At 71.9% G+C, this 19,941-nt stretch carries 18 protein-coding genes; 11 read left to right on the top strand and 7 right to left on the bottom strand.

Annotation, left to right across the window (positions count from 1 at the left end; translation table 11 throughout):
• The first annotated feature begins 94 nt into the window (after positions 1-94).
• The 3 genes from recO to NHG27_RS01530 all read left to right on the top strand — a co-directional run bounded on the left by recO (position 95) and on the right by NHG27_RS01530 (position 2,161).
• Positions 95-859, top strand: a complete 765-nt coding sequence (gene recO, locus NHG27_RS01540) for a DNA repair protein RecO (protein ID WP_193721138.1) — start codon at positions 95-97, stop codon at positions 857-859.
• On the top strand, positions 859-1,656 hold the full coding sequence (locus NHG27_RS01535) for an isoprenyl transferase (protein ID WP_193721137.1): 798 nt from the start codon (positions 859-861) through the stop codon (positions 1,654-1,656). The genes recO and NHG27_RS01535 overlap by 1 nt, the downstream gene beginning before the upstream one ends.
• Before the next feature lie 127 nt (positions 1,657-1,783).
• Entirely contained in the window at positions 1,784-2,161 is a 378-nt protein-coding gene (locus NHG27_RS01530; RefSeq protein WP_193721136.1) for a VOC family protein, read from the top strand.
• Positions 2,162-2,177: 16 nt separating this feature from the next.
• Here the strand turns inward: NHG27_RS01530 and NHG27_RS01525 are convergent, their stop codons facing one another.
• The 5 genes from NHG27_RS01525 to NHG27_RS01505 are packed head-to-tail and all read right to left on the bottom strand — an operon-like array spanning position 2,178 to position 6,127.
• The gene (locus tag NHG27_RS01525; RefSeq protein ID WP_497014518.1) at positions 2,178-2,942 is read right to left on the bottom strand and encodes a DedA family protein; all 765 of its coding nucleotides are present in this window, start codon (positions 2,940-2,942) and stop codon (positions 2,178-2,180) included.
• On the bottom strand, positions 2,939-3,334 hold the full coding sequence (locus NHG27_RS01520; RefSeq protein ID WP_497014517.1) for a Fur family transcriptional regulator: 396 nt from the start codon (positions 3,332-3,334) through the stop codon (positions 2,939-2,941). Before NHG27_RS01520 ends, NHG27_RS01525 begins: the two co-directional genes overlap by 4 nt.
• Positions 3,322-4,227 carry a metal ABC transporter permease gene (locus tag NHG27_RS01515; RefSeq protein ID WP_193721165.1) on the bottom strand — a complete coding sequence of 302 codons (906 nt, stop codon included), beginning with the start codon at positions 4,225-4,227 and terminating at the stop codon, positions 3,322-3,324. The genes NHG27_RS01520 and NHG27_RS01515 overlap by 13 nt, the downstream gene beginning before the upstream one ends.
• Positions 4,228-4,250: 23 nt before the next feature.
• Positions 4,251-5,120, bottom strand: a complete 870-nt coding sequence (locus NHG27_RS01510) for a metal ABC transporter ATP-binding protein (RefSeq protein ID WP_497014516.1) — start codon at positions 5,118-5,120, stop codon at positions 4,251-4,253.
• The gene (locus NHG27_RS01505) at positions 5,117-6,127 is read right to left on the bottom strand and encodes a metal ABC transporter substrate-binding protein (protein WP_497014515.1); all 1,011 of its coding nucleotides are present in this window, start codon (positions 6,125-6,127) and stop codon (positions 5,117-5,119) included. The genes NHG27_RS01510 and NHG27_RS01505 overlap by 4 nt, the downstream gene beginning before the upstream one ends.
• A gap of 275 nt (positions 6,128-6,402) precedes the next feature.
• Between NHG27_RS01505 and NHG27_RS01500 the strand changes: the two genes are divergently transcribed.
• Positions 6,403-7,791 carry a glycine--tRNA ligase gene (locus NHG27_RS01500; RefSeq protein ID WP_193721131.1) on the top strand — a complete coding sequence of 463 codons (1,389 nt, stop codon included), beginning with the start codon at positions 6,403-6,405 and terminating at the stop codon, positions 7,789-7,791.
• Positions 7,792-7,885: 94 nt separating this feature from the next.
• Positions 7,886-9,097 carry a tRNA dihydrouridine synthase DusB gene (gene dusB / locus NHG27_RS01495; RefSeq protein ID WP_407671964.1) on the top strand — a complete coding sequence of 404 codons (1,212 nt, stop codon included), beginning with the start codon at positions 7,886-7,888 and terminating at the stop codon, positions 9,095-9,097.
• Positions 9,098-9,227: 130 nt separating this feature from the next.
• On the opposite strand, the gene NHG27_RS01490 is transcribed toward dusB, so the two are convergent.
• Positions 9,228-11,033, bottom strand: a complete 1,806-nt coding sequence (locus NHG27_RS01490) for a glycoside hydrolase family 13 protein (RefSeq protein WP_497014514.1) — start codon at positions 11,031-11,033, stop codon at positions 9,228-9,230.
• A gap of 193 nt (positions 11,034-11,226) precedes the next feature.
• Positions 11,227-12,270: a LacI family DNA-binding transcriptional regulator gene (locus NHG27_RS01485; RefSeq protein ID WP_321575499.1), complete on the bottom strand. Its 1,044-nt coding sequence runs from the start codon at positions 12,268-12,270 to the stop codon at positions 11,227-11,229.
• Positions 12,271-12,510: 240 nt separating this feature from the next.
• Between NHG27_RS01485 and NHG27_RS01480 the strand changes: the two genes are divergently transcribed.
• The 6 genes from NHG27_RS01480 (at position 12,511) to NHG27_RS01455 (ending at position 19,939) form a co-directional block, all read left to right on the top strand.
• Positions 12,511-13,731 carry a sugar ABC transporter substrate-binding protein gene (locus NHG27_RS01480; RefSeq protein ID WP_497014513.1) on the top strand — a complete coding sequence of 407 codons (1,221 nt, stop codon included), beginning with the start codon at positions 12,511-12,513 and terminating at the stop codon, positions 13,729-13,731.
• A gap of 134 nt (positions 13,732-13,865) precedes the next feature.
• On the top strand, positions 13,866-15,515 hold the full coding sequence (locus NHG27_RS01475) for an ABC transporter permease subunit (RefSeq protein WP_193720366.1): 1,650 nt from the start codon (positions 13,866-13,868) through the stop codon (positions 15,513-15,515).
• Between the two features lies 1 nt (position 15,516).
• The gene (locus tag NHG27_RS01470; RefSeq protein ID WP_497014512.1) at positions 15,517-16,452 is read left to right on the top strand and encodes a sugar ABC transporter permease; all 936 of its coding nucleotides are present in this window, start codon (positions 15,517-15,519) and stop codon (positions 16,450-16,452) included.
• 63 nt (positions 16,453-16,515) lie between these two features.
• On the top strand, positions 16,516-18,345 hold the full coding sequence (locus NHG27_RS01465) for a glycoside hydrolase family 13 protein (RefSeq protein WP_497014616.1): 1,830 nt from the start codon (positions 16,516-16,518) through the stop codon (positions 18,343-18,345).
• Positions 18,346-18,375: 30 nt separating this feature from the next.
• Positions 18,376-18,591, top strand: coding sequence for a hypothetical protein (locus NHG27_RS01460; protein ID WP_497014511.1), 216 nt, complete (start codon positions 18,376-18,378; stop codon positions 18,589-18,591).
• Positions 18,592-18,643: 52 nt separating this feature from the next.
• Entirely contained in the window at positions 18,644-19,939 is a 1,296-nt protein-coding gene (locus NHG27_RS01455) for a deoxyguanosinetriphosphate triphosphohydrolase (RefSeq protein WP_497014510.1), read from the top strand.
• Positions 19,940-19,941: the final 2 nt, after the last annotated feature.

Here is a 19,941-nt window from a genome sequence, read left to right as displayed (position 1 = left end):
CCGCGCCCGACGGCGTGGGACCCCGTCGGGCGTCCGGGGCGCCCGCGGGTGGACCGTGCACCGGGACGTCGGTGCCATGACCGACAATGGGGGTGTGGTCCTCTACCGAGACGAAGCGATCGTGCTCCGCGCCCAGAAGCTGGGCGAGGCCGACCGCATCGTCACCCTGCTCACCCGCGAGAACGGCAAGGTCCGGGCCGTGGGCAAAGGGGTGCGTCGTACGTCCTCGCGCTTCGGTGCGCGGCTGGAGCCCTTCATGTTCGTCGACGTCCAGCTCCACGTGGGCCGCTCGCTCGACGTCGTGACGCAGGCCGAGACCGTGGGTGCGTACGCCCGCCCGATCTGCGAGGACTACGGGCTCTACACGGCAGGGGCCGCGATGCTGGAGACGGCCGAGCGGCTCGTCGAGGCCGAGAAGGAACCCGCGGTGCAGCAGTTCTGGCTGCTCGCCGGGGCGCTGCGCTCGCTCGCGGGGCACGCCCACGCACCGGGCCTGGTCCTCGACTCCTACCTGCTGCGCGCCCTCGCGGTCGCCGGGTGGGCGCCGAGCTTCACCGACTGCTCGCGGTGCGGGGAGCCCGGGCCGCACCGCTCGTTCGCGGTGGCCCTGGGTGGGGCGGTGTGCGGACGGTGCCGCCCGCCCGGCTCGACGTCCCCGGCCCCGGAGACCTTCTCCCTGCTCGCGGCGCTGCTCGCGGGCGAGTGGGACGTGGCGGACGCGTCGGACGTGCGCCACCGCAAGGAGGCCAGCGGTCTCGTGGCCGCCTACAGCCAATATCACCTGGAGAGAACGTTGCGATCACTGCGCATGGTGGAACGAGACGAAGCGGCCCCGTCGCGGACCGGGGGAGAGGCCTGATGGCTCGACCGATCCAGCCGCCCCCGCCGCACCCCTCGGGGGCCACGGCGCCCAAGATCCCGGCCCGGTTCGTGCCGCAGCACGTGGCGATCGTCATGGACGGCAACGGGCGGTGGGCCAACGAGAGGGGGCTGCCGCGCACCGAGGGCCACAAGGCGGGCGAGGCGGCGCTGCTCGACGTCGTGGCCGGCGCGATCGAGATCGGCGTCAAGCACGTCTCGGCCTACGCGTTCTCGACCGAGAACTGGAAGCGTTCGCCCGAGGAGGTCCGCTTCCTCATGCAGTTCAACCGGGACGTGATCCGGCGCCGACGCGACGAGATGAGCAGCTGGGGCGTGCGCATGCGCTGGGCCGGGCGGCGCCCGCGCCTGTGGGGCTCGGTCATCAAGGAGCTCGAGGACGCCGAGCGGCTGACCAAGGACAACGACACGTGCACCCTGACGATGTGCGTGAACTACGGTGGCCGCGCGGAGATCGCGGACGCCGCGCAGGCCATCGCCCAGGAGGTCGCGGCGGGCCGTCTCGACCCCAGGAAGGTCACCGAGAAGACGGTCGCGAAGTACCTCGACGAGCCCGACCTGCCGGACGTGGACCTCTTCCTGCGGTCCTCGGGCGAGCAGCGCACGTCGAACTTCATGATCTGGCAGGCCGCGTACGCCGAGATGGTGTTCCTGCCCGAGCACTGGCCGGACGTCGACCGGCGCAGCCTGTGGCGCGCGGTCGAGGAGTACGCGAGCCGTGACCGGCGCTACGGCGGGGCGGTCGACAAGGCGGCGGAGCCGGCCGACCTTCCCTGACCCTCAGGTGGAGGGTTCGTGTCGGAGAAGGCTCCACCTCGACACGGCCCTTCTCCCGCGCGGGTCGGTGCGCTGGTCGGTGCGGCCCGACCTGCGCATGTCGGTGCTTGTCGCTAGCGTGCCGGGCATGACTCTCACGATCGGCATGGTCACGGTGGACTCGACCGACCCGCGCCCGCTGGCGCAGTGGTGGGCCCGGCAGACGGGCGGGCGGGTGATCGACGAGGCCGACGGCTGGTTCCTCGAGGTCGTCCCCCGTCAGGAGGGCACGGGGCCCGTGCTGGGCTTCCAGAAGGTCGAGGACCCGACGCCCGGCAAGAACCGGATCCATCTCGACGCCTCGACCGCGGACCGTGCGGCGGAGGTCGCCCGCCTGCTCGCGGACGGCGCGGCCCTGGTCGCCGAGCACACGATCCCCGGCTACCGCTGGTCGGTGCTCACGGACCCGCAGGGCAACCAGTTCTGCGTGGGCGAACCCGACGAGAGCGCGACCGAGATCTCCTGACCCGGCAACGCCCCCGTCAGTCGCGGGGCGCCTCGGAGGTCGGCCGCTGCCCGGGCCGCGCGGCGTCGCCCGCGGCGGGTTCGTCCTGGGGCTCGAGCAGCAGGTCCGCGACGTCCCCCATCGGGTTGCCCGACGGCGCCGGCCCGGCGGCGAGGTCGGCGGAGGCCTGGGCGGTGGGCTCGTCCGCAGCGCCGGAGGCGGCCTGCGCCGCCCGTGCGCGACGGCGCCGACCCGCCGCGACCACGGTCCAGGCGACGAGCGCGGCGACGAGCAGCACGAGCACGGCCAGCCCGACCGGGCTCTTCGCCGCGATCAGCACGGCCGTGTTGAACGCAGCGATCCCGATCGTCGTCCAGATCCCGGCCCAGATGAGGCACCCGGGGACGAGCGCCGCGAGATAGCGCGAGAGGCGCATGCGGGTATAACCGGCGGTCAGGTTGATGACGGTCTGGACCCCGACGGTGAAGAACGACAGCGTGACGGCGATCGGTCCCCACTTGTTGATCGTGGCGATCGCCCGCTGGGCCCGCTCGCTCTCCAGACGCCGGGCCCACCGGGTGTTGCCCGTGCCGCGGGCCACGCCCCGACCGACCCAGTAGGTGGCCTGCGCCCGGACGAACACGATCAGGAACGCTGCGGCGTAGATGAACCAGTACGGGACGCCGTCGATCGTGAAGATGCCCGTCGACTCCCCGGCCGCGACGACCTGGGGCGCGTGGGGCAGGTGAGGGACCAGGGCGAGCGACGCCGTCGGGCCGGAGAGCAGCAGCGTCCCGCTCATGACACCTTCCCCGCGCGGCACGCCGCGCACGTGCCGAAGAACTCGATCGTGTGGGTGATGTCCGTGAACCCGTGGGCCGTGCCCACCTGGGAGGCCCAGGTCTCGACGGTCGGGCCGTCGATCTCGACCGCCGTGCCGCACTCGCGGCACACCAGGTGGTGGTGGTGCTCGCTGCGCTCGCACTTGCGGTACAGACTCTCGCCGTCCTCGGTGCGCAGCACGTCGACGTACCCGCCGTCGGCCAGGGTCTGCAGCGTGCGGTAGACCGTGGCCAGACCCACCGCATCGCCGCGGGCGCGCAGCAGCTCGTGGAGCTGTTGCGCGCTGCGGAAGTCGGGCAGGTCCTCGAGTGCGTCGGAGACTGCTGCCCGCTGACGGGTCATGCGCTGCATCGCTCGCCACCTTCCACGTGGACGTCGTCGGGGATGTCGGGGTGCGGGTCGTGGGACACGCGCGGCTTGCGCCGGACGAGCACGGGCCGCAGGATCGCCACGACCGCGTAGAGGGCGATCGCCAGGACGACGATCGTGGCTCCCGGGGACAGAGTCTGCCAGTACGTGACGGACAGCCCGACCACGCACACCACGACGCCGATGACCATGGCCAGCGCCATGGTCCGCCGGAACGAGATGGTCACGAGCTGGGCGATCGCGACGGGCACGATCATGAGCGCGCTGACGAGCAGCAGACCCACGACACGCATGGCGACCGTGACGGTCAGGGCAGCGATGACGGCGATCGCGATGTTGAGCGCGCGCACGGGCAGGCCCGACGCACGGGAGAACTCCTCGTCGTAGCTCACCGCGAACAACGCGGCCCGCAGGCCCATGCCCACGGCCAGGATGAGCACCGCCAGGACCAGGGTCAGCCACAGGTCGGTCGGCGAGACGCTCGAGATCGAGCCGAACAGGTATTGCATGAGGTTGCCCGAGCTGCCGCCCGCGACCCCGATCAGCAGGACGCCGCCCGCGATGCCGCCGTAGAACATGAGCGCCAGGGCCACGTCGCCGCTCGTGCGGCCGCGCTCTCGCACGATCTCGATGACGACCGACCCGATCACGGCCGCGACCACGGCGCCGGGGATCGCGAGGGCGTCGTCGGGCACGACGCCCATCGCGCCGCCGACGAGCCAGCCGAGCGCCACGCCCGTGAGGGCCACGTGCCCGATCCCGTCGCCGAGCAGGGACAGCTTGCGCTGCACGAGGTACGTCCCCATGACGGGCGCGGTCACGCCGACCAGCACGGCCGCGATCAGGGCGCGCTGCATGAAGGGGTCGGTGAGCATACCGACCAGCTCGTCGAGGGCGTTCACGAGGCGGCTCCACGGTCGACACGGGCGGGGGTGGGGGTGTGGTGCGTGAGCGGGGCGTCGGTCAGCCCCATGTCGATCCCGGCCGGGGCGCCGTGCTCGTCGTCGTGCGGGTGCAGGTGCTCGTGGTCCGGGCCCGCGTGCGCGGCGGTGGCCTGCGGGGGCGCCCCGTCGTGGACCACGAGGCCGTGGCGCAGGACCACGCACCGCTGGATGAGGGGGGCGAGCGCGCCGAGCTCGTGCAGGACGACCAGGACGGTCATGCCGTCGCGCGTGAGCTCGGTGAGCGTCGCGGCGAACGCTTCCTGGCTGGGCTGGTCGACGCCCGCGACGGGCTCGTCGAGGATGAGGAGCTCGGGGCCACGGGCGAGCGCCCGGGCGATGAGGACGCGCTGCTGCTGGCCCCCGGAGAGCTCGTGCACGGCGCTGTGCGCCCGGTCGGCGAGGCCCACGCGGTCCAGGGCCTCGCGGGCCGTGGCGCGCCAGCCGCGGGGCAGGCGGATGCGGCGACCGTGCAGGAGGCCCGAGGCCACGACCTCCTCCGCGGTCGAGGGGACGCCGGTCTGGGCGGAGACGCGCTGGGGCACGTAGCCCAGGTGCGCCCAGGGGACCCGGGGTCCCAGCTCGGCGCCCAGGAGACGGACGTGGCCCGCGGCGAGCGGCACGATCCCCACGAGGGACTTCACGAGCGTCGACTTGCCCGAGCCGTTCGCGCCGAGCAGCGCGACCACCTCGCCGCGGGCGACCGTGAGGTCGACGCCGCGCAGGATGTCGCTGCTGCCGAGCCGGACGTGGACGCCGCGGGCCTCGATGGCCGGTGGCCGGGCCGCGAGGGGCTCGGCCGGGGACGTGACGAGCGGGGCGCTCATGCGCACACCAGGCCGGTGCGCAGCGCCTCCAGGTTGGCCCGCATGACGTCGAGGTAGTCCCCGCCGCCGTCGCTCAGGCCCTCGAGCGGGTCGAGGACCGCGGCCTGGACGCCCACGTCCTGCGCCAGGGTCTGCGTGACCTTGGGGCTCGTGAGGGTCTCGAAGAAGATCGTGGACACGCCGTGGTCGCGGATGATGTCGGCGACCTCGCGCAGCCGCGCGGGGGAGGGCTCGGCCTCGGGGTCGATGCCCGTGATCCCGATCTGCTCCAGCCCGTAGCGCTCGGCGAGGTAGCCGAACGCCTCGTGCGACGTGACGAGGTAGGGGCTCGTGCAGCTCGCGAGGCCCTGGGTGAACTCGTCGTCGAGCGCGGTGAGGTCCGCCGTGAGGTCGGCGAGGTTGGCCGCGTACTCGTCGGCGCCGTCGGGGTCGACCTCGCTGAGCTCGGCCGCGACCTCCTCCGCGACGGGGATCAGCCGCGTGGGGTCGAGCCAGAAGTGCGGGTCGAGGCCGCCGTCCGACGAGTGGTCGTGCGTGTCGGAGGCATGGGAGTCGTCCGCGTGCTCGTCCGCCGTGCCGTCCGTGGTCGCGGACGACTCGCCCGGGTGCTCCTCGAGGCCGGCGGCCTCGGTCGCGTCGACGAGGTGCGCCGGCTCGCGCGCGTCGACGGCCTCGTCGACGGCGGCCTGGAAGCCGGACTGGTAGACGACGAGGTCGGCCGTCCCGATCGAGCGGGCCTGGGCGGGGGAGAGCTCGAGGTCGTGGGGCTCTGCGGCGGGCGGGGTCAGGTTGGAGACCTCGACGCGGTCGCCGCCGACGCGCTCGGCGACGAACTGCAGGGGGTAGAAGGAGGCGAGCACCTCGAGGGCGCCGTCACCGGCGCTCTCCCCGGCCCCACCGCCGCCCGACGTCCCCCCGGACCCGCAGGCACCCAGCGCGAGCGTCGTCGCGAGGGCGACGGAGGTGGCGAGGGCGGCGCGGGTGGTCCGAGGACGGTGTCGGGGCATGGAAGACATCGTCACTGATATTGATAACGGATGTCAACAAGGGTCGGTGTGGTCTGGCCGACACCCGCCCGGGTGACGCGAGCACCCGACGGCGAGCGGCGCCGTCGGGCCTGCGTCCCACCCCCGAGCACCGCCCCGAGAAAGACCGAGTAACCTGGGACGTTGGTGCCCACGGCCTCGCTCGGCACGCAGCGACGACCGGGGGCGCCGTCGTCCCGCACCGTCCCGCACGAAGCCACGTGCGGGGTACACACGATTTCCTGGAGTGATCGCCCGTGGCCACTGCGCCTTCTCGACTCGATGCCGTCGTCTCCCTCGCCAAGCGGCGCGGGTTCGTCTTCCCCTCGGGTGAGATCTACGGCGGTACCCGCTCCGCCTGGGACTACGGACCGCTCGGCACCGAGCTCAAGGAGAACATCAAGAAGCAGTGGTGGCGCACCATGGTCACGAGCCGTGACGACGTGGTGGGCCTCGACTCCTCCGTGATCCTCCCGCGCGAGGTCTGGGTCGCCTCGGGCCACGTCGGCGTGTTCACCGACCCGCTCACCGAATGCCTCTCGTGCCACAAGCGGTTCCGCGAGGACCAGATGATCGAGGAGTTCGAGGAGAAGAAGGGCCGCGCCCCCGAGGGCGGCCTCGCCGAGATCGCCTGCCCCAACTGCGGCACCCGCGGCCAGTGGACCGAGCCCCGCGACTTCAACATGATGCTCAAGACGTACCTCGGCCCCGTCGAGGACGAGTCCGGGCTGCACTACCTGCGCCCCGAGACCGCGCAGGGCATCTTCGTGAACTTCCAGAACGTCGTGGGCGCGGCCCGCAAGAAGCCGCCGTTCGGCATCGGCCAGATCGGCAAGTCGTTCCGCAACGAGATCACGCCGGGCAACTTCATCTTCCGCACCCGCGAGTTCGAGCAGATGGAGATGGAGTTCTTCGTCGCCCCCGGGACGGACGAGGAGTGGCACCAGTACTGGATCGACCTGCGCACCAACTGGTACGTCGACCTCGGCATCGACCGCGACAACCTGCGCCTCTACGAGCACCCGCAGGAGAAGCTCTCGCACTACTCGACCCGCACGGTCGACATCGAGTACCGCTTCGGCTTCAAGGGCTCCGAGTGGGGCGAGCTCGAGGGCATCGCGAACCGCACGGACTTCGACCTCAAGACGCACTCCGAGCACTCCGGCAAGGACCTCACCTACCGTGACCCGGTCACCAACGAGAAGTACGTGCCGTACGTGATCGAGCCCGCCGCGGGCCTGACGCGCTCGCTCATGGCCTTCCTGGTCGAGTCCTACCACGAGGAGGAGGCGCCCAACGCGAAGGGCGGCACCGACGTCCGCACGGTGCTCAGGCTCGACCCGCGCCTGGCCCCCGTCAAGGCGGCCGTCCTGCCCCTGAGCCGCAACGAGCAGCTCTCGCCCAAGGCGCGCGACCTGGCTGCCGAGCTGCGCAAGTACTGGAACGTCGACTTCGACGACGCCGGTGCGATCGGCCGTCGCTACCGCCGCCAGGACGAGATCGGCACGCCGTTCTGCATCACGGTCGACTTCGACACGCTCGACGACCAGGCCGTGACGATCCGCCACCGCGACACCATGGCCCAGGAGCGCGTCGCGCTCGACCAGGTCACGGCGTACCTCTCCGCACGCCTCCTGGGCGCCTAGCGCGTCCGCCCCGCGGGGCAGGAGAGGGCCGCCGTCCACCCGTGGACGGCGGCCCTCTTTTTTCTCCGGTCACCGAAGGTGGGAGAATGACCCGGTGACCCTCCCCACCCTTTCCGACGCCACGCGCGCGCCCGAGACCCCGGCGCCCGCAACCGGACACGTGCTGCCGCCCCTGCGGATCGGGCCCCACGTCGTCGAGACCCCGGTGGTCCTGGCCCCGATGGCGGGCGTGACCAACGCCGCCTTCCGCCGGCTGTGCCGCGAGCACGGAGCGGGCCTGTACGTCGCCGAGATGGTGACGAGCCGCGCGCTCGTCGAGCGCAACGAGGAGTCGCTGCGCATCGTCACGTTCGAGGACGACGAGAAGACCCGCTCGGCCCAGGTCTACGGCGTGGACCCCGCGACCGTCGGCGCCGCGGTCAGGATCATCGCGGGCGAGGACCGCGCGGACCACGTCGACCTCAACTTCGGGTGCCCCGTGCCCAAGGTCACGCGCAAGGGCGGCGGCTCCGCGCTGCCCTGGAAGCGGGACCTGTTCACCTCGATCGTGCGGGCCGCGGTCAAGGCCGCCGAGCCGTACGGCGTGCCCGTCACGATCAAGATGCGCAAGGGCATCGACGACGACCACCTGACGTACCTCGAGGCCGGGCTCATCGCCCAGCGCGAGGGGGTCGCGGCCGTCGCGCTGCACGCACGGACCGCCGCCGACTACTACAGCGGCCAGGCCGACTGGTCGGCGATCGCCCGGCTCAAGGAGACCGTGACCGAGATCCCCGTGCTCGGCAACGGCGACATCTGGTCGGCCGAGGACGCCGTGCGCATGGTGCGGGAGACGGGCTGCGACGGCGTCGTCGTCGGGCGCGGGTGCCAGGGGCGCCCGTGGCTCTTCGCGGACCTGGCAGCGGCCTTCTCCGGCTCGTCCGCGCGCGTGACGCCCGGCCTGCGCGAGGTCGCGGAGACCATCTACCGGCACGGCGAGCTCATGATCGAGTACTTCGGCGGCGACGAGGGCAAGGGCATGCGCGACCTGCGCAAGCACATGGCCTGGTACCTCAAGGGGTACGCGGTCGGCGGCGAGGCGCGCCAGGGGCTCGCGATGGTCTCGACCCTCGACGAGCTGCGCGGCAAGCTCGACGCGCTCGACCTCGACCAGCCCTACCCCGGCGAGGCCGCCGAGGGGCAGCGTGGGCGGGCGGGCTCGCCCAAGAAGCCGCACCTGCCCTACGGCTGGCTCGACTCGCGCGAGCTCTCCGAGGAGTTCGAGGAGAAGCTGCGCGAGGCAGAGCTGAGCGTCTCGGGCGGCTGACGCAGCGCACCTCGCCCCGGCGCACGAACGACGACGGCCCGGCGCACGAACAACGACGGCACGGCGCGCGAACGACGACGGCCCGGTGCCGGAGGGGATCCTCCGGCACCGGGCCGTTCGCGTCAGCGGGTCAGGCCCGGAACCACACCGTGGTGTCCGAGGGGACGCGGACCTGCGGGTCGGCGCTGCGGTCGGTGACCGTGGGGCCGCTCTCGACCAGGACCTGCGTGCCGCGGGGCAGGACGACGGGCTCGGAGCCCAGGTTCGCCAGGACCACGACGTCGCCGTTGCGGAACGCGATGACGTCCGTCGAGTCGGCCCAGGCGTCGACCCAGGCGAGCGAGCCCGCACCGAGGTCCTCGGCCTTGCGGATCTCGAGGGCAGCCTTGTACATCTCGAACGTCGAGCCCTCGACGCCGTACTGGGCGTCGGCGGCGAGCGCCTTGTAGGACTCGGGCTGGGGGAGCCAGGTGCTGCCCGTGGGGCCGAACCCGAGCCCCGGCGCCTCGGCCTCCCAGGGGAGCGGGACGCGGCAGCCGTCGCGGCCGGCCTCGGCGCCCTCGGTGCGGAAGAACGCGGGGTCCTCGCGGACGTCGTTCGGGAGCGAGGTGTGCTCGGGCAGTCCGAGCTCCTCGCCCTGGTACAGGTACGAGCTGCCCGGCAGGCCGAGCATGAGCAGGCTCGCGGCGCGGGCGCGGCGCAGGCCGAGCTCGGCGTCGGGCTGGGGCTCGTGCGCGAAGATCCCGTTGGGGCGCAGGCCCGGCTCGGCCAGGCCCAGGCGCGAGGGGTGGCGCACGACGTCGTGGTTCGACAGGACCCACGTCGTGGGGGCGCCGACCTCGTCGGAGGCGTGGAGCGAGGCTGCGACGACGGCGCGCAGCGGGGCGGCGTCCCAGGCCGTGGTGAGGAAGGAGAAGTTGAACGCCTGGTGCATCTCGTCGGGGCGCACGTAGCGGGCCAGGCGCGAGAGCGGCTCGACCCAGGCCTCGGCCACGAGGGCGCGGTCGCCGTCGTACTCGGCGAGGACCTTGTGCCACGCGCGGTAGATGTCGTGCACACCCTCCTGGTCGAACATGGGGCCGGAGTTGCCGGCGCCGGTCGAGCCGTCCTCGGGGGCGCCCGCGTCGGTGCCCTCGACCATGGAGACGGTGCCGTCCCAGTCGGGGAGGCCGTCGGCCTTGACCATGCCGTGCGCGACGTCGATGCGGAAGCCGTCGACGCCCCGGTCGAGCCAGAAGCGCAGGACGTCCTCGAACTCGGCGCGGACCTCGGGGTTGTTCCAGTCGAGGTCGGGCTGCGAGGAGTCGAACATGTGCAGGTACCACTGACCCGGCACCTCGCCCTCGGCGCCGGTCACGACGTGGGCGTTCGGGCCCGCGGTCACGCGGGTCCAGGCGGGGCCGCCGAAGATCGACTGCCAGTTGTTCGGCGGCAGCTCGCCGTTCTCGCCCTTGCCCTCGCGGAAGAGGTAGCGGGCGCGCTCGGGCGACCCCTCGGGGGCGGCGAGGGCCTCCTGGAACCAGGCGTGCTGGTCCGAGGTGTGGTTCGGGACGACGTCGACGATCACGCGGATCCCCATGCCGTGGGCCGTGGCGAGCATCTCGTCGAAGTCGGCGAGCGTGCCGAACAGCGGGTCGACGTCGCGGTAGTCCGAGACGTCGTAGCCGGCGTCCTTCTGCGGGGAGCGGTAGAAGGGCGAGAGCCAGACGGCGTCGATCCCCAGCGCCTTGAGGTGCGGCAGGCGGGCGGTCACGCCCGGCAGGTCGCCGATCCCGTCACCGTTGCCGTCGGCGAAGGACCGCGGGTAGACCTGGTAGATCACTGCGTCGCGCCACCACTCACCGGGGCCCTCGTGGGCTGCGTGGACGAGCTGGGTGGCGGTCAGCGCCGTGGCGGAGTCGACCTCGGCCACCGGGGTCGAATCGATACGAGACATGGAGTACAGGTCCTCACTGTGCGGGGTCTGGCTGGGTGCTGCGAGTTCTGGGGGTAGCCGTCGGGCCGTGCACCGCCTGCGGTGCGGGGGCCCGGGCGACGATGCGGGCGCGGGCGCGCCACGGGACCGCCGGAACGTCGGCTGCGGTCGCGACAGGGGTCGTCGCGGCGAGCCGTGCTCCGAGTGTAAGCGCTTACGGCTGGGGGTTGTCGAGTCGGTCGCCCGGGGCTGCGCCCGTCGACCCGCGCACGATCAGCTCCGGCTGGAACAGCAGCTCCGAGCGCGGGGCCCTCTCGCCGGAGATCTCCGTGAGCAGTGCGCTGACGGCTGCCTGGCCCATCGCGGCGACCGGCTGGCGCACGGTCGTGAGCGGCGGGTCCGTGAACGCGATGAGCGGCGAGTCGTCGTAACCGACGACCGACACGTCCTCGGGGACGCGCAGCCCGCGGGACCGTGCGGCGCGGATCGCGCCGAGGGCCATGAGGTCCGAGCCGCACACGATCGCGGTGTGCCCGGAGTCGATGAGCTCGCCGGCCGCTGCCTGCCCGCCCTCGACCGTGTAGAGCGTGATCACGACGTGCTCGGCGGCCTGGTCGGTGCTGTCCGCGAGCCCGTACCGCACCAGGGCGTCGGCGAAGCTCGCGAGCTTGCGCTGGGCCGGGACGAAGCGTCCCGGGCCGATCGCGAGGCCGATCCTCCGGTGGCCCAGCGACTGCAGGTGGCGCACCGAGAGCTCCATGCTCGCGACGTCGTCGGGCGAGACGAACGGTGCGTCCACGCCCGGTGCGTAGCCGTTGACCAGGACGATCGGCATGCCGCGGCTGCGCAGCCGCTCGTAGCGGTCGTGGCCGGCCTGGGTGTCGGCGTGGAGGCCGGAGATGAAGACGATGCCGTCGACCGCGTGGTCGAGGAGCATCTCGACGTACTCGTCCTCGGTGGTGCCGCCCGGTGACTGCGTGCACAGCAGCGGCGTGTAGCCGTGCTCGGAGAGCAGCGACTCGATCACCTGGGCGAAGGCCGGGAAGACCGGGTTGGTCAGCTCCGGGACGATCAGGCCGACCAGGCCGGCCGAGCGGTTGCGGAGCTTCTCGGGTCGTTCGTAGCCGAGCAGGTCGAGGGCTGCGAGCACGGCCTGGCGCGTCTCGCTCGCGACGCCGACCTTGCCGTTGAGGACGCGCGAGACCGTCGCAGTGCTGACGCCGGCCTGTTCGGCCAGATCTGTGAGACGGGTACGCACGTGGGGGAGTGTAGGGGACACCGGACCTCCTCGTCCTGGTCGACTCGCGGGCCGGATGGATCTGACCCTGAGGCGGTGCGTGATGGGGTGTTTCACCCGGATGTGCAATGCGTTGCATGAAAGTTACCGCAAGCGCTTGCATCATGGCTAGTCCGCGTCGTACGGTCGTCCCCATCAGGGCTGAGGAGGCACGTTTCGCCGGCCTCGGCTGACCATCTCGATTGCTTGGGAGTGACTCAGATGCGACGGAGCATCCTTCTTGCCGCAGCGCTCGGCACCACGCTGACGCTCACAGCCTGCTCCGGCGGCGGTAGCGGAGCGGACCCGACCACCGGGTCCGAGGACACGACCGGTGCGCTGACGGTGTGGGTCGACGAGACCCGCAAGGCCGCGGTCACCGACGCCGCAGAGGCCTTCGAGGCCGAGACCGGCACCGAGGTCGACATCGTCCAGAAGAACTACGAGGAGATCCGCGCCGACTTCCTCGCGCAGGTCCCGACCGGCAAGGGCCCCGACATCACGGTCGGTGCGCACGACTGGCTCGGCGAGTTCACCACGAACGGCGTCGTCGCGCCGCTCGAGCTCGGCGACAAGGCGGCGGAGTTCGAGCCCGTCTCGATCGAGGCCTTCACGCTCGACGGCCAGGTCTACGGCCTGCCCTACGCGACCGAGAACATCGCCCTGATCCGCAACACCGCGCTCGCACCGGCAGCACCTGCCACGTGGGACGAGGCCGTCGCGTTCGGTCAGGCCGCCGGGACCAAGTTCCCCATCCTCGTCCAGTCGGAAGGCGCCAAGGGCGACCCCTACACGCACTACCCGTTCCAGACGTCGTTCGGCGCCCCGGTGTTCGCGCAGAACGAGGACGGCTCCTACAGCTCCGAGCTCGCGATGGGCGGCCCCGAGGGCCAGGCCTTCGCGACGTGGCTCGGCGCGCAGGGTGCGGCAGGCGTCCTGAGCCAGGACACGACGTACGACATCGCGGTCGAGGCCTTCAAGAACGGTGAGTCGCCGTTCATCGTCGGTGGCCCGTGGATGATCGAGTCCTTCGAGGGCCTGAACCTCGCGATCGACCCGATCCCGACCGCAGGTGGCCAGACCGCCCAGCCGTTCGTGGGCGTCCAGGGCTTCTACCTCAGCGCCCAGAGCGACAACGCGCTCGTCGCCAACGACTTCCTGGTCAACTTCCTCTCGACCGAGGAGGCCCAGACGGCCCTCTACAAGGCGGGCAACCGTCCCCCGGCCCTCACGGCGTCGGCCAACCTGGCCGCCGAGGCGGACCCGATCATCGCCGGCTTCCGCGCCGTCGGTGCTGACGCCCTCCCGATGCCCTCGATCCCCGAGATGGCTTCCGTGTGGAGCTTCTGGGGCGTGACCGAGGCGGCGATCGTCGGCGGTGCCGACCCGATCACCACCTGGGACAAGATGGTCGCCGACATCCAGGCAGCGATCGGTTCCTGATCGACCGGTCTCGTGGCCGTGGCGCCCCACCCGGGCCCCACGGCCACGCGACCGTCGGCGCAGGCCGCACGAGCGGCGCAGCGCCACCCCCATGACGCGGGAGGGAACCCGTGTCGTACGACTACGGAGGCTCGATGTCCGCCCCACAGCTCACGCCCACCGACACCGCCGTCGGCGCACCGGAGGACTCCGGGTCGCCGCAGGGGCCGCGCAAGCGCCCGCGACGGGACCGCGACGGGTCGCACGCCCGCAACTACAGCCCCGGGTTCTTCGCCAAGCTGGCCCTCATGGCCGTCATCGACGCCCTGGGCGTGTACGTGGTCTGGTCCGCCTGGACCGCCGAGTCGTACGGGATCCTCGCCGCGTCGCTCGCGATGCTGATCGCGGCCAACTGGGTCTACTTCTCCAAGCGCGCCCTGCCGCTCAAGTACATCCTGCCGGGCCTGATCTTCCTGCTGGCCTACCAGATCTTCGTCGTGGCCTACACGGGCTACATCGCCTTCACGAACTACGGCACGGGCCACAACTCGACCAAGGAGCAGGCCATCGAGGCCCTGCTCGTCCAGAACGAGCGCCGCGTCGAGGGGTCGGAATCGGCCCCGCTCACGGTCGTCGAGGACGGCGGTGACCTCGCGTTCGCGATCGTCACGCCCGACGGCGACGTCCAGGTCGGCTCGGCCGAGCGTCCCCTGACGGTCGTCGAGGACGCGACGGTCGAGGCCGGGCGCGCGACCGAGGTCCCCGGCTACACGGTGCTCGAGCGCGGTCAGGTGCTCCAGCGGCAGGAGGAGGTCACGAACCTCCGCGTGCCGGTGTCCGAGGATCCGGAGGACGGCTCGATCCGTACCCCCGACGCGATGACGGGGTACGTGTACACGTCGACGCTCGCGTACGACGACGCGAGCGACACCATGACGGACACCACGACCGGGACGGTCTACTCGCCGAACGACGACGGCCAGTTCGAGGCCGCGGACGGTTCGACGCTGACCGTCGGTTGGCGGGTCGGGGTCGGTTTCGACAACTTCGTGACGGCCTTCTCCGACGGGCGCTACGCGCAGCCGTTCCTCAAGATCCTGGTGTGGACGTTCGTCTTCGCGATCGGGTCCGTGGCGACCACGTTCCTGCTCGGTCTGTTCCTGGCGATCACGTTCAACGACGCCCGTATGCGCGGTCGCAAGATCTACCGCGTGCTGATGATCCTCCCGTACGCCATCCCGGGCTTCCTCGCGGCGCTGCTGTGGTCGGGTCTGCTCAACACACGGTTCGGCTTCGTCAACGAGGTGCTGCTGGGCGGCGCGGAGATCCCGTGGCTCACGGACCCGTTCCTCGCGAAGCTCGCGGTCCTGTTCGTGAACCTGTGGCTGGGCTTCCCCTACATGTTCCTGATCACGACGGGCGCCCTGCAGTCGCTGCCCTCGGACGTCATGGAGGCCGCGAAGATCGACGGCGCGGGCCGCTGGCGCACCTGGCGCTCGGTCACGCTGCCGCTGCTGCTCATCTCGACGGCTCCGCTGCTGATCTCGTCGTTCGCGTTCAACTTCAACAACTTCACGCTCATCTACATGCTCACCGGGGGTGGTCCACGCTTCGGGGACGCCTCGGTCCCGCTGGGGCACACCGACATCCTGATCTCGATGGTCTACCAGATCTCCGGGGTCGACGGCTCGGCGCCGAAGAACTTCGGGCTCGCGAGCGCGTTGTCGATCGTCATCTTCGTGATCGTCGGCACCATCTCTGCCCTGGCCTTCCGGAGCACCCGCAAGTTCGAGGAGATCAACTGACATGGCGACCACCTCTGTCTCCGCCTCCGCCGGCAAGCAGGCCGGCACGTCCTCGGACGGCTCGTCGGCTCCCCTGGGGCGCACGCGTATGAAGCCCGGCCGGTGGTTCAGCGAGCTCGGCTGGCGCCACCTCGTGGGGCTCGTCGCGGTCGTGTTCGCGGGGTTCCCTCTGGTCTACGTCCTGTCGGCCTCGCTGTCGGAGAACGGCACGCTCACGGGCTCCAACACCCTCTTCGCGGAGGTGAGCACGGCCAACTACGCCGAGCTGGGCGAGTCGATGTTCTGGACGTGGATGGGCAACACGCTCGTCATCGCGATCGCGACCTCGGTCGGCACGGTGCTCATGGGCGCGGCCGCGGCCTACGCCTTCTCGCGGTTCCGCTTCACGGGGCGTCGCGCGGGTCTGACGTCACTGCTCATCATCCAGATGTTCCCGCAGATGCTCGCGTTCATCGCGATCTTCCTGCTGCTGCTGAGCCTCGGCGACGTGGTCCCGGCGCTGGGCCTCGACAGCAAGCTCGCCCTGATCTGCGTGTACCTGGGCGGTGCGCTGGGTGTGAACACGTTCCTCATGTACGGGTTCTTCAACACGGTGCCGCGCGAGCTCGACGAGGCCGCGAAGCTCGACGGCGCGACGCACGCCCAGATCTACTGGACGATCATCCTGCGTCTCGTGGCGCCCATCCTCGCGGTGGTCGCGCTGCTGTCCTTCATCAGCACGTACGGCGAGTTCATGATCGCGCGCATCATCCTGACCTCGGAGTCCAACTGGACGCTCGCGGTGGGCCTGTACGGCTGGGTGTCGTCGTTGCGCGAGGCGAACTGGGGCCTGTTCACGGCGGGGGCGGTCATCTCGACGATCCCGGTCCTGGTCCTGTTCCTCTACCTGCAGAAGTACATCGTGGGTGGCCTGACGGCCGGCTCGGTCAAGGGCTGACCCGTGAGCACCACCAGGCCCGACGACGTCGCGCCCGCCGGCAGCGCCCCCTCGCCACGCGAGGTGGTCGCCCTGGCCCCGCACCACGACGGTTCCGAGGTCTACGTCCCCGGCGGCACGCCGTCGCTCGGGGACGTGGTCCCGGTCCGGGTGCGCGTGCCGCGAGCGCCCGGCGGTGAGGACGCGCAGGTGCGGGCCGTGTGGCTGCGGACCGTGCGCGACGGCGAGCCGCGCCTCTCGCAGGCCCGCCTCGAGCGCGAGGACGAGCACGAGTCCTGGTACGTGGCCGACGTCCTGGTCCACAACCCGGTCACGAGCTACCGCTTCTTCCTCGACGTGCCGGGCGGCTACCGGTGGCTCAACGGGCGCGGGGTCTTCGACCGCGACGTCCCGGACGCCGCGGACTTCCGCCTGACGATCCACCCGCCCGCACCGTCGTGGATGGGCGACGGGGTGGTCTACCAGATCTTCCCGGACCGGTTCGCGCGCTCGGCCGAGGCCGACGACCGGCCGCTCCCGGACTGGGCCCAGCCGGCCGCCTGGGACGACGAGCCGCTCGCGGCCGGCCCCGGCGTCGGGACGCAGTACTACGGCGGGGACCTGCGGGGCATCGAGGAGCACCTCGACCACCTCCAGGCGCTCGGGGTGGGGACGGTCTACCTGACCCCGGTCTTCCCGGGGCGCTCCAACCACCGCTACGACGCGAGCACGTTCGACCACGTCGACCCGCTGCTGGGCGGAGACGAGGCGTACGCGTCGCTCGCGCGCGCCGTGCACGCACGCGGCATGCGCCTGCTCGGCGACCTGACGACCAACCACACGGGCGCGGGCCACGAGTGGTTCGAGCGAGCGCACGCCGACGAAGCGAGCCCGGAGCGCGACTGGTTCTACTGGACGCCGGGCGAACCCGGGTACGTGGGCTGGCTCGAGCACGCGTCGCTGCCCAAGCTCAACTACGGCTCGCCCACGCTCGGGGCGAGGATGATCGACGGGCCGGGCTCCGTCGTCGGGCGCTACCTGCGCGAGCCCTTCTCCCTCGACGGGTGGCGCATCGACGTCGCCAACATGACGGGCCGGTACGCGGACGAGGACCGCACGCTCGAGATCGCCCGCCGCATCCGCGCGACCATGGCCGCGATCAACCCGGACACGGTCCTGATCAGCGAGCACTTCCACGACGCCTCGCTCGACCTGGCGGGCGACGGCTGGCACGCCAACATGAACTACTCGGCGTTCACGCGCCCGGTCTGGACGTGGCTCGCGCCGCACGACTCGACCGTCCCGTTCCTGGGGCTGCCCGTCACGACGCCGCGACGCGGCGGGCGCAGCATGGTCGAGACCATGCGCGACTTCGACGCCGTCCTGCCGTGGTCGGTCACGTCGCGCCAGTGGAACATGCTGGGCTCGCACGACACCCCGCGCCTGCGCTCGATCGTGGGGTCCGAGATGGTCGAGGTCGCCGCGACGCTCCTGCTGACCTACCCCGGCACGCCCGTGATGTTCGCGGGCGACGAGGTCGGGCTCACGGGGATCAACGGCGAGCACGCGCGCGTGCCCATGCCGTGGGACCGTCCTGACCGATGGGACGGCGACACGTTCGAGGTCTACCGCCGGCTCGTCGCGCTGCGGCGGGGGAGTCGGGCGCTGCGCGAGGGCGGCCTGCGCTGGCTCGTGGTCGACGACGACGCCGTGGCGTACCTTCGCGAGACGTCCGACGAGCGTGTGCTCGTCGTCGTGGCACGGGATGCGTGGACCGGGGCCCGCCTGCCACGGCACCTGCTCGCAGGGGACGAGCCGGAGCCGCTGTACGGGGGCTTGTCGCTCGACGTGACGCCGGACGGGCTCGACGTCGCGGGCGACGGTCCGGGCGTCGGGGTGTGGCGCCTGGCCTGAGGCCTCCCGCCCGTCCCACCGAGAAATCCCGTGTGGCAGGATCCGCGGGCGACCCTCGACCGGATCGCTGTCCTCTCCGACGTCCACGGCACCCGGGGCCCGTCGGGCTCCAGCTCGTGCGCGGACGACGTCGAGGCCGAGATCGAGGTCGCGCACCGGCTCGCGACGGCCACGGCCGACGTGCGGGAGGTCGAGCTGCGCACGGGGGTCTGCCGAGGGCTGTCGGCGCGGGGCGAGGAGGCCTGACGCCCCGCTCACCCGGGCGATCCTGTGTACGACCGCCGGGCGCGCGACGCCGATGGATAGGGTGGGTCCCGTGCCCCACACCACGCCAGGAACCGCCCTCGGATACTCGGCCGCCGACGTCGAGCGGTGGCTGCCCGAGCCCCCCAAGAGCAAGGCCCGCACGCCCTTCGAGCGCGACCGGGCGCGCGTGGTCCACTCCTCGGCGCTCCGTCGCCTCGGGGCCAAGACCCAGGTCCTCGGCCCCGGGTCGGACGACTTCGTGCGCACCCGCCTCACGCACAGCCTCGAGGTCGCGCAGGTGGGGCGGGAGATGGGGCGCGCCCTGGGATGCGACCCGGACGTCGTCGACACCGCGTGCCTGGCCCACGACCTGGGACACCCGCCGTTCGGGCACAACGGCGAGCGGGCGCTCGCGGAGATCATGGCGGACCACGGAGGCTTCGAGGGCAACGCCCAGACCCTGCGCCTGCTGACGCGCCTCGAGCCCAAGGTCTTCGCGGCGGACGGCACGCCCGTGGGGCTCAACCTGACGCGCGCGAGCCTCGACGCGAGCGTCAAGTACCCGTGGCGGCGCGGTGAGGGGCCGCGCCGCGCGGACGGGTCCACGACCCACAAGTTCGGCGTCTACCCGGACGACGTGCCCGTCTACACGTGGCTGCGCGAGGGCGCCCCCGAGCACGTCAAGTGCATGGAGGCCCAGGTCATGGACCTGGCCGACGACATCTCGTACTCGGTGCACGACGTCGAGGACGCGATCGTGGGCGGCAAGCTCGACCTCGCCGTCCTGTCCGACCCCGACGAGCGGGCACGCGTCGTGGCCGCCGTCCGCGCCTGGTACGGCGACGCGTACACGGCGGACGAGCTCGACGCCGCGATCAGCCGCCTCGAGGCCACCGGGCACCTGACGCACGGCTTCGACGGGTCGCGCCGGGCGCTCGCGGCCCTCAAGGACTCGACGAGCCAGCTCATCGGGCGCTTCAGCGGGTCGGCGCAGGCCGCGACGCGCGAGGAGTACGGCGACGGCCCGCTCACGCGCTACTCGGCCCGCCTCGTCGTCCCGGAGACGACGTCCGCGGAGATCCTCGTGCTCAAGGGCATGGCCGTGGCGTACGTCATGGCTCCGCGCGAGGAGGAGCCCCTGCACCACCAGCAGCGGCAGGTCCTCGCGGACCTGGTCGAGGTCTTCATCGACAAGGCCCCGGACGCGCTCGAGGCGCCGTTCGCGGCGGACTGGATCGAGGCGCCCGACGACGCCGCTCGCCTGCGGGTCGTCGTCGACCAGGTCGCGTCGCTCACCGACGTGAGCGCGTACCAGCTGCACGAGCGGTGGGTCGGCGGGGCACGCTGAGC

The sequence above is a fragment of the Oerskovia sp. 140933 genome (genome assembly GCF_059651515.1).
The sequence above is the reverse complement of the archived record's forward strand: the minus strand, read 5'-3'. Positions and strand labels throughout refer to the sequence as shown.

Excerpts from the sequence above, each read along its gene's own strand:
- NHG27_RS01455 (WP_497014510.1), top strand. The coding sequence starts at position 18,644 with ATGGATAGGGTGGGTCCCGTGCCCCACACCACGCCAGGAACCGCCCTC.
- NHG27_RS01505 (WP_497014515.1), bottom strand. The coding sequence starts at position 6,127 with ATGCCCCGACACCGTCCTCGGACCACCCGCGCCGCCCTCGCCACCTCC.
- NHG27_RS01525 (WP_497014518.1), bottom strand. The coding sequence starts at position 2,942 with ATGAGCGGGACGCTGCTGCTCTCCGGCCCGACGGCGTCGCTCGCCCTG.
- NHG27_RS01475 (WP_193720366.1), top strand. The coding sequence starts at position 13,866 with ATGTCCGCCCCACAGCTCACGCCCACCGACACCGCCGTCGGCGCACCG.
- NHG27_RS01480 (WP_497014513.1), top strand. The coding sequence starts at position 12,511 with ATGCGACGGAGCATCCTTCTTGCCGCAGCGCTCGGCACCACGCTGACG.
- NHG27_RS01470 (WP_497014512.1), top strand. The coding sequence starts at position 15,517 with ATGGCGACCACCTCTGTCTCCGCCTCCGCCGGCAAGCAGGCCGGCACG.
- NHG27_RS01490 (WP_497014514.1), bottom strand. The coding sequence starts at position 11,033 with ATGTCTCGTATCGATTCGACCCCGGTGGCCGAGGTCGACTCCGCCACG.
- NHG27_RS01510 (WP_497014516.1), bottom strand. The coding sequence starts at position 5,120 with ATGAGCGCCCCGCTCGTCACGTCCCCGGCCGAGCCCCTCGCGGCCCGG.
- NHG27_RS01535 (WP_193721137.1), top strand. The coding sequence starts at position 859 with ATGGCTCGACCGATCCAGCCGCCCCCGCCGCACCCCTCGGGGGCCACG.
- NHG27_RS01530 (WP_193721136.1), top strand. The coding sequence starts at position 1,784 with ATGACTCTCACGATCGGCATGGTCACGGTGGACTCGACCGACCCGCGC.
- NHG27_RS01520 (WP_497014517.1), bottom strand. The coding sequence starts at position 3,334 with ATGCAGCGCATGACCCGTCAGCGGGCAGCAGTCTCCGACGCACTCGAG.
- NHG27_RS01515 (WP_193721165.1), bottom strand. The coding sequence starts at position 4,227 with ATGCTCACCGACCCCTTCATGCAGCGCGCCCTGATCGCGGCCGTGCTG.